The 5095-nt window shown below is 70.2% G+C and carries 4 protein-coding genes; 2 read left to right on the plus strand and 2 right to left on the minus strand.

The genetic code is table 11. The annotated features are described in order from the left end of the window. Window positions 1-144: 144 nt before the first annotated feature. Together ACFQ79_RS39445 and ACFQ79_RS39450 are read right to left on the minus strand one after the other, a co-directional pair. Window positions 145-1257 (minus strand): NAD(P)/FAD-dependent oxidoreductase, encoded by a 1113-nt coding sequence (locus ACFQ79_RS39445; RefSeq protein ID WP_383592930.1) that lies wholly within the window; start codon window positions 1255-1257, stop codon window positions 145-147. Next, on the minus strand, window positions 1254-2222 hold the full coding sequence (locus ACFQ79_RS39450) for a hypothetical protein (protein ID WP_383592932.1): 969 nt from the start codon (window positions 2220-2222) through the stop codon (window positions 1254-1256). The genes ACFQ79_RS39445 and ACFQ79_RS39450 overlap by 4 nt, the downstream gene beginning before the upstream one ends. A gap of 254 nt (window positions 2223-2476) precedes the next feature. Here ACFQ79_RS39450 and ACFQ79_RS39455 point away from each other — a divergent pair, with 254 nt between their 5' ends. Both ACFQ79_RS39455 and ACFQ79_RS39460 read left to right on the plus strand, forming a co-directional pair. Beyond that, window positions 2477-3487: a TerC family protein gene (locus tag ACFQ79_RS39455; RefSeq protein WP_383592933.1), complete on the plus strand. Its 1011-nt coding sequence runs from the start codon at window positions 2477-2479 to the stop codon at window positions 3485-3487. 195 nt (window positions 3488-3682) lie between these two features. Continuing rightward, window positions 3683-5056: an FAD-dependent oxidoreductase gene (locus tag ACFQ79_RS39460; RefSeq protein WP_383592935.1), complete on the plus strand. Its 1374-nt coding sequence runs from the start codon at window positions 3683-3685 to the stop codon at window positions 5054-5056. The last annotated feature ends 39 nt before the right edge of the window (window positions 5057-5095 follow it).

Consider the following 5095-nt stretch of genomic DNA (forward strand, 5'->3'; position numbering starts at 1 on the left):
CCCCGGCTCCCCGGTGCCGCGGGGGGGGCGGTTAATATCCTCCGGGGGTCCCGCGCGGGTGGGCGGCGCGGGTTACCCCGGCGCCGCGACGAAGTCCCGCGCTGGTCCACGGCCGCACGCCGGGCGCCGGCCGTGGCTGCCCTCCTACCCGGTCCGGGCCGGGCCGCCGAGGTGGCGGGCGGTGGAGAGACCCGCCGTGTCGATCCAGGAATCCTTGCCGAGCACCAGGTCCCGGACGATCTCTCCGGCGGCGGGCGCCTGGCACAGCCCCTGACCGGAGAAGCCCGCCGCGTAGACGAACCGGCGGGAGGGATCGCGGCCGATGAAGGCCATCCCGTCGGGACTGACATCGAGGTTCCCGCTCCACCCGCTTTCGATGGAGCGGCCGGCGAGGCTCGGGAAGGTCGTGCCCAGGTGGTGCGACACCCGTCGCAGCCAGTCCTCCCGGGTCTCGTCCGGAGCGGGTCGGCCCATCCCCACCAGAATGCGGTCCCCCCAGCTGCGAATCCGCAGGCTGGACGGGTGCATGGTCATCGGCAGAGCGTTCTGCGGTGCGCTGCCCGGGGTGTCGGTCAGGAGCATCTCGACGGGGTACGTGGTCACCGGCACGGTCACGTCGGCCATGGCGGCGACCGTTCCCGCCCAGGGGCCCGCCGCACAGATGACGGTGTCGGCGAGGATGCTTCCCGCGGGTGTGTGGACCCGCCCGTCCGGGTCGATGCCGGTGACGGGCGTGTCCGTGTGCAGGACGGCGCCGGCCTGCTCCGCCGCCGCGGCGTAGCCGCGGACGATCGCCGCGGGGTCGCAGGCGTAGGCCTCGGGCGACCAGGCCGCCGCCACGATGCCGCGCTCGTCGACCAGTGGGTTGAGCCGTGCCGCTTCGGCGGCGGTCACCAGTTCGACGTCCACGCCGGCTGCCTGCTGGGCGGCCCGGGTCCGGTGGAAGTCCCGCACCTGTTCCTCGTCGGAGAAGAGCACGAGGAGCCCGATGCGTTCCAGGCCGAGGTCGGTTCCGGTCCGTTCGGAGAGGGCCTGGTAGGCCGCCAGGCTCCGGACGGCCAGGCCGCTGATGAGCGCGTTGCCGGGAAAGTAGGTGCGCACCACGCCGGCGGTGGTCCCGGACGATCCCGATCCGAGCGCGCCGCGCTCCAGCAGGACGGTGCCGACGCCCGACTCGGCGAGCAGGCACGCGATCGAGGTGCCGATGACCCCGCCGCCGATGACGACGGCGTCCGCGCGTTCGGGGAGTCGGCTCACGGCTGGAGGACCGGTTCCTCGGGGCGCAGCTGACGCAGGTGGTCTCCGGCCTCCCACGGGTACAGGTGCAGGTTCCAGCCGCCGAGGCAGTTGATGTAGAGGGCCAGTTGGCCCACCACGCTCAGGAAGTCCTCGCGGTCGAGCCGGTCGAGGCAGTCCAGGAAGCGCTGGGTGAAGCCCCACAGCTGCTCGAGGCCGCAGTAGCCCAGGAACTCGGCCGGAACGCCGACGAGGAGGCGCGTCATGTGACGCAGTGAGTCCATCGGCATGCCCTGGACCGCGCCGCGGACCAGACCGCCGTAGGTGGCGTACCCCAGCGGGCGGGTCTCGCCGTTGACGAAGAGCAGCGTGGGCAGCACCGTCTCGAAGCTTCCGGCCCCGGAACGGATCAGTCCCGCGTGGAGGTCGGCGAGTTCCTTCGGTTCGGAAAGCCAGGCCTTCTCGGTCGCGGCGTGCACGTCGTCGATGAGACGGCTCGCTTCGGAATCCGCGGCGACCAGTTTCGGAATGCGGTGGCCGCCTTCGGAGCCCGCCCTGCGGACCTCCACGAGGATCGGCTTCTTCGTCGAATAGACCGAATCCCAGATCGCCTTCCCGGCTTCGAGGAGCGCCGGAATGTCCTCGTCCCGGATCCGGCCCACCGGGGTGGCCGGCATCGGTTCGGTCAGGGTTCCGTACTTGATGCCTAAATGCTGGAGACCGGAGCAGAATACGGTCCCGTTGGGCGCCTCGCGCCGATCCGCTATCCGGGTGTCCGCGGTCAGGTGCAGCAGCGAGGGAATCGGGGCCGCGTGATAGATGTGCTCGCCCGCCACGAGCGCGTGTCCCTGCAGACTCTGATAGGGCAGAGAATCCCAGAGCGCGTCGGCGAGTTCGGCGTTTCGGCCGTCGAGTTCCGCGGTCACCGTGATGCCCAGGTCGGGCCAGGCGATCTCGATTTGCCGACCGGAAATCGTTTCAGTCAAGGCTTTTCCTTTGTTCGGTTGACCTGTATGAAAACTCCCTGCGATCGCGCTTCAACGTACCGGCGATCAAGTGCGGACCCACCCCTGATCAACCCCCTATCGTGGCGGAGCTCCCACCCCAGCGCGCCGCGCCGCGAGGGGCTCTGACCAGGCATGGAGCAGCGAGCCCCCAACGACCCGGCCATACCCTTTCTTTACCGTTTCTTGGGCATCCTTGTACTCTTGGCAGCTCTCGCCAGAGGAAGGGATTCAGGTTGAACGTCTCAACGACCATGTGGGTGCTCACAGTTGCCGGACTGTGTGTGCTCATCGCGGCCGACTTCTTCATCGGTGGCCGTAAGCCGCACGATGTCTCGATCAAGGAGGCGGGCATCTGGACGACCGTCTGGATCGTTCTCGCCACGCTCTTCGGCGCGGGTCTGCTGATCTGGGGCGACGGACAGGCCGCCGGCGAGTTCTTCGCGGGCTACGTCACCGAGAAGTCGCTCAGCGTCGACAATCTCTTCGTCTTCGTGCTGATCATGGCGAAGTTCGCGGTCCCGTCCATCTACCAACAGCGCGTGCTGATGATCGGCGTGCTGATCGCTCTGGTCCTGCGTGCCGTGTTCATCGCCGCGGGAGCCGCCGCGATCAACTCGTTCGCCTGGGTCTTCTTCCTCTTCGGCGCCTTCCTCATCTGGACCGCCTGGAAGCTCATCCAGGAGGCGCGGGCCGGCCAGGAGGACGAGGACTGGGAGGAGGGCCGCCTGATGAAGGCCATCGAGCGGCGTCTGCCCTCCACCGACACGTGGCACGGCACGAAGATGTTCGTCCGCGAGAACGGCCGCAGGCTGGCGACGCCGATGCTGATCGTGATGCTGGCGATCGGCATCACGGACGTGCTCTTCGCGGTGGACTCGATCCCCGCGATCTTCGGCCTGACCCAGGACCCGTACATCGTCTTCACCGCCAACGCCTTCGCGCTGATGGGCCTGCGGCAGCTTTACTTCCTCATCGTCGGCCTGCTGCAGAAGCTCGTCCACCTGTCGTACGGCCTGTCGGTCATCCTCGCCTTCATCGGCGTGAAGCTGGTCCTGCACGGCATCCACGAGACGACGAGCCTCGACGTGCCCGAGGTCTCGCTGCCGGTCTCGCTCGGCGTCATCTTCGGCGTACTGATCATCACGACGATCACCAGCCTCATCGCGACGAGGAAGGCGTCGAAGGAGCCGCCGGAGACGGAGGCGGAGCAGGCCGGGAGCGAGAACGCCGACGTCCAGGGCTGAGCCCGTTCCCGGGGATAGGGGGTCCCCTATCTTCGCCGTTCGTCCTCCACAAGGGCGTGTGCGGCCGCCTAGCATCGCGGCGTGACGCAGTCGGCTCAACGGCACGGGCACATGTGCCCGACCGGGGCACGGGCGTGGGGTGTGGCCGCCGCTTCGCAGTGACTCGTGGGGGCCGCACAACATCCGGGAGCATGCATGGTTGCACGAATCGTGGTGGCGGGCGGGGGCATAGCGGGGCTGAGCGCCGCGCTGCTGCTCGCCCGCCAGGGGCACGCGGTGGACCTGGTGGAGCGGGACGGTCCCCCGCCGGAGGACCTCGGCGACGTCCAGGCGTGGCAGCGGCCGGGTGCGCCGCAGGTCCGCCACCCGCACATGTTCCTCGGCCTGTTCCGGCACCTGGTGCACACCCGCCTGCCGGACGTGCACGCGGATCTGCTGGCGCACGGCGTCGACGAGGTGGACATGACCGCGCCGCCCGGGGCCGAGGCCCCGGCCGGCGCGACCGAGCTGGCGAGCTTCGGCTCACGCCGGGCCACCGTCGAATGGGTGCTGCACCGGGCCCTGCAGCGGCAGTCCGGTGTCCGGGTCCACCACGGCCTCTCCGTCCGTGAGGTCGTGGTGGACCGGGGACGCGTCCGGGGTGTGCGGGTGGACGGCGCGGTGATCGACGCGGACGCGGTGGTGGACGCCACCGGGCGTCGCTCGCCGCTGGTCGGCGCCTTCACCAAGGAGGTCGAGGAGAGCCCCTGCGGCAACGTCTACCACAGCCGTTTCTACCGGCTCCTCGACGGCGTGCCGAAGCCGCCGACGTTCCTGGTTCCCGTGGTCTTCGCGGGCGGGGCCGGTTTCGGCGGCGGGCTCTACGCCCATGACAACCGAACCTTCGCGGTGGTGTTCGCCCGGCTGCCGGAGGACGAGACACTCGAACGGCTCCGCGACACCGGCACGTTCGAGGCCGCCGCGCACGCGGTGGCCCAGTTCGAGCCGTGGCTCCGGCCGGGCAGCTCCGAGCCCATCGGCGACGTCGTACCGATGGCCGGACTCACCAACACCTGGCGCGAGTTGAACCCCGACACCCCGTCCGGCTATCTGCCGATCGGCGACGTGCTGTGCACGACCGATCCCATCCTGGGCCGCGGCGCCTCCTTCGCCCTGGCCGGCGCTGCCGAACTCAGCGACCTGATGGACCGCCACAGCGCGGACCTGGAGGCGGTGAGCACGGCGCTGCGGGCCTTCGTCCGGCGCACGGTCCGCCCCTGGTACGAGGACGGGGTCCACGACGACGTGGAACGCACCCGGAGCTGGCGCGCGACGGTGGACGGTCACCCGGAGCCGCCCGCCGGCCTTCCGCCGGCCGTCCTCACCGCCCTCGCCGGCCAGCAGGACCACCACCTGTGGGAACGGGCGCAGCTGCGCGCCAATCTGATGGCTTCCCCCGACAGCCTGGACACTCCCGAGGTGCGGGAGCGGCTCGACGCCGTTCTGGCCACCGGCTGGGAGCCTCCGGTGCTCTCCCCCGGCCCGTCCTACACGGAACTGACGGACGCGCTGGCCGCGCACGACGGCTGAACGAACGCGATGCCACAGGGCCCCGGCGTGTGCCGGGGC

The sequence above is a fragment of the Streptomyces sp. NPDC056480 genome (assembly GCF_042795405.1).
In the GTDB taxonomy this organism is placed as follows: Bacteria; Actinomycetota; Actinomycetes; order Streptomycetales; family Streptomycetaceae; genus Streptomyces.

What these genes read in the sequence shown, in the direction of transcription:
- ACFQ79_RS39460 (WP_383592935.1), top strand. Translation starts at nt 3,683, where the DNA reads ATGGTTGCACGAATCGTGGTGGCGGGCGGGGGCATAGCGGGGCTGAGC.